The 2,600-nt window shown below is 75.3% G+C and carries 2 protein-coding genes, 1 tRNA gene and 1 pseudogene; 1 reads left to right on the top strand and 3 read right to left on the bottom strand.

All coding sequences use genetic code 11. From position 1 onward, the window contains the following. From Q4C85_RS11405 to Q4C85_RS11395, 3 genes and pseudogenes are all read right to left on the bottom strand, one after another. Positions 1–446: pseudogene (locus tag Q4C85_RS11405) on the bottom strand (hypothetical protein); the annotation flags it as partial. Positions 447–564: 118 nt separating this feature from the next. After that, positions 565–1,311: a hypothetical protein gene (locus Q4C85_RS11400; protein WP_303142201.1), complete on the bottom strand. Its 747-nt coding sequence runs from the start codon at positions 1,309–1,311 to the stop codon at positions 565–567. Between the two features lie 111 nt (positions 1,312–1,422). Beyond that, positions 1,423–2,280 (bottom strand): DUF817 domain-containing protein, encoded by an 858-nt coding sequence (locus Q4C85_RS11395; protein WP_303142199.1) that lies wholly within the window; start codon positions 2,278–2,280, stop codon positions 1,423–1,425. A 244-nt stretch (positions 2,281–2,524) separates the two neighbouring features. Between Q4C85_RS11395 and Q4C85_RS11390 the strand changes: the two genes are divergently transcribed. Beyond that, positions 2,525–2,598, top strand: a tRNA-Lys gene (locus tag Q4C85_RS11390). Positions 2,599–2,600 lie beyond the last annotated feature (2 nt).

Raw genomic sequence — 2,600 nt, 5'->3', positions numbered from 1 at the left:
GACGCCGGTGACGCGGGTGACGCCGAAGCGGGCCGGGGCTCCTCGGGTGCCGCCGGCGAGGCGCCCGAGAAGGGGACGAGGCCTGCCGCGTCCACCGGGCGGGTCGCCCCGGCGGGCTGCTCGTCCTGGGGGGACTCGTCGTCGAAGTCCTCGTCCTCGTACTGGGGCCCGGCATCGTCGGCGAAGTCGCGGGGATCGGCGACCTCGATGACATGGTCCTCATCGTCCGGCGGACCGGACGGGGCCTCCGGGGCCCCGGGGTCCTCGGCGGAGGCAGCCTCGGCGGTGCCGGACTGGGCGGGGCCGGTGGCGTCAGGGTCGGGGTCCTCGGGCTCCGGGCCGCCGGCGGCCGGAGCCGCTGGGGCCCCGTCCTGCCCGGCCTGGGCACGGGTCCAGCCACCGAGGAAAGAGGACAGGGGCGCGGTGGAGGGGTCGGGCGTCGTCATGGGGGAATCGTCGCATGTCTGGGCCGTCCGCGGGCGCGCTCTGTGGGCCCGGGCACCCATGACCGCCGTCGCCGTCGAACCGCCCGTCCCGGCGGCCGCGAACGGGCCCGGGGCAGGGTCAGTCGAGGACGCCCGTGCGGGCCCGGGCGCCGGCCTCGGCCAGCTCGGAGGCGGTGGCCAGCAGTGCCGAGTCCCGTCGGGTCACGCGGTCGGCCAGCTCGTCGGCGTCGTCGGCGATCCACTCCGGGTCGCTCCCGGCGGCCAGGGCCCGCAGGAAGCCCGCGGCCAGGGAGAGGACCGGGGCGAGCCCCGCCACTGAGCCCTCGAGCCCTCCGGTGAGCACCTGGTCGATGTGGGCGCGAACCTGCTCGGGCGAGGGGGCGGGGCGCGCCTCGGCCTGGGCCGCCTCGAACCGGCTGAGGGCGGCCGAGCCGGGCTCCTCAGTGGTCAGGTCGACGGTCGTGGCGTAGCGGCGTGCGACGAGCTCGGGGTCCCTGCGGATCCACTCGCGCACGAGGAACAGCCGCCACAGGGCCCCGGGCAGTGTCGTGGCCGGGGAGTCGGCCCACAGCTCGGCGACCTCGTCGACGCCGCGGGTGGCGACGACCTCGACGACGCCGGCGCGGCTGATGCGCTCGATGGCGCCGTCCCGGAGGGGGGCGCTGCCGACGGGCTCCTCGGCCGGGGGGTCCTGCGGCGCAGCGGCAGCGGGGGCGTCGGCGGGGGCGTCGTCGGCGAAACCGCCCACGAGGGCCTGGGCGGCGCGGTGGGCCAGCTCGGAGGACACCGCCGTGTCGGCGCTGCCCTCGATGGACTCGGCGACCTCGGGGTCGAGACGTGCGGGACGGTGGAACTGGCGGGCCATGGTTGTCCTTCCGGAGGGCCGGGCGGTCAGGGGACATTGTCGCGCACCGGCCACGCCGCTCAACCACGTGGCCGACGCGGCGTCCCCCGCGCGGCGCCGGCCCCACCGGGCTCAGGTCGCGGCGCGGCGAGGCACGCGAGCGCGGGAGACGCGGGGGGCACCGTCGCCGTAGACCGTCCCCTCCCCCGCCTTGACCGCGGCGACCAGGACGAAGCTGAGCGTGATGAGCAGCGCCCAGCTGCCGAGCTTGCCCACGTGGACCATGTGCCATCCCTCCTGCTGGTCGGGGTAGCTCCATGCCCCGAGGTAGGTCGCGGCGTTCTCGGCGACCCACAAGACGGCGCCGATGAGGACGAAGGCCTGGGCGGTCGGCATCCAGTAGCGCTCGCCCCCGACGGTGAAGTGCACCGTGGAGCCCCACAGGGCCACGACGAATCCCAGCGCGATGATCCAGCGCAGGTCGGGCAGGACGTGGTGGGTGAAGAAGTTGGCGTAGGCCGCCACCGCGAGCAGGCTCACCGGCAGCCACCGGAAGCCCCCGACGCTCAGGTCGAAGCGGCGGAAGGCCTGGCAGATATAAGAGCCGACCGATGCGTACATGAAGCCGGAGAACACCGGGACCCCGCCCAGGCGCACCACGCCGGCATCGGGGTAGGACCACGAGCCGACGCTGACCTTGAAGACCTCCAGGGCCAGGCCCACCGCGTGGAAGGCGCAGATGACGCCGAGCTCGCGCCAGGTCTCCAGGCGCAGGGCCACGAAGGCGAGCTGGACGGCCAGGACGTAGACGAGCAGTGCGTCGTACCGGGCGATCGGCATGGGGACGCGGCCCCAGATGAGGGCGGTGGCCGCCAGCCCGACGAAGACGGCGATCGGGAAGGCGCAGCAGGCCAGCTGGATGAGTGTGAACTGGGCCAGCCGCAGCGGCACGAGTCGCAGGCGGGTCAACGGGCGGCGTTCCGGGATCACCGGGTGATCATGCCGCAGGGGCGCGGCGTGCCCGGCGCGATCCCCGGGTCGGGCACTGGGGACCGCCCCCCACCCGCGCCGCGGCTGCCGCAAGCGCGAGCCGCTTCGCAGCCGCAGGGGGCGCCGCCTGCTCTGCGCCCCACGACCTGCCCCGCGCCCGTTGCAGACACCCGGCTCCGGCACGCCGCAGGAGCGCGTGAGGGTATGCTGCCGGTCGCGGTCGCGGCCTCGTCGCCTCCGCCACGCCCCTCTAGCTCAGTTGGTCAGAGCTGCGGACTTTTAATCCGAAGGTCGTGGGTTCGAGCCCCACGGGGGGCACC

Source organism: Actinomyces sp., assembly GCF_030524025.1.
In the GTDB taxonomy this organism is placed as follows: Bacteria; Actinomycetota; Actinomycetes; order Actinomycetales; family Actinomycetaceae; genus Actinomyces.
Note: the sequence above shows the minus strand (reverse complement) of the source record. Positions and strands in the feature narration are given on the sequence as shown.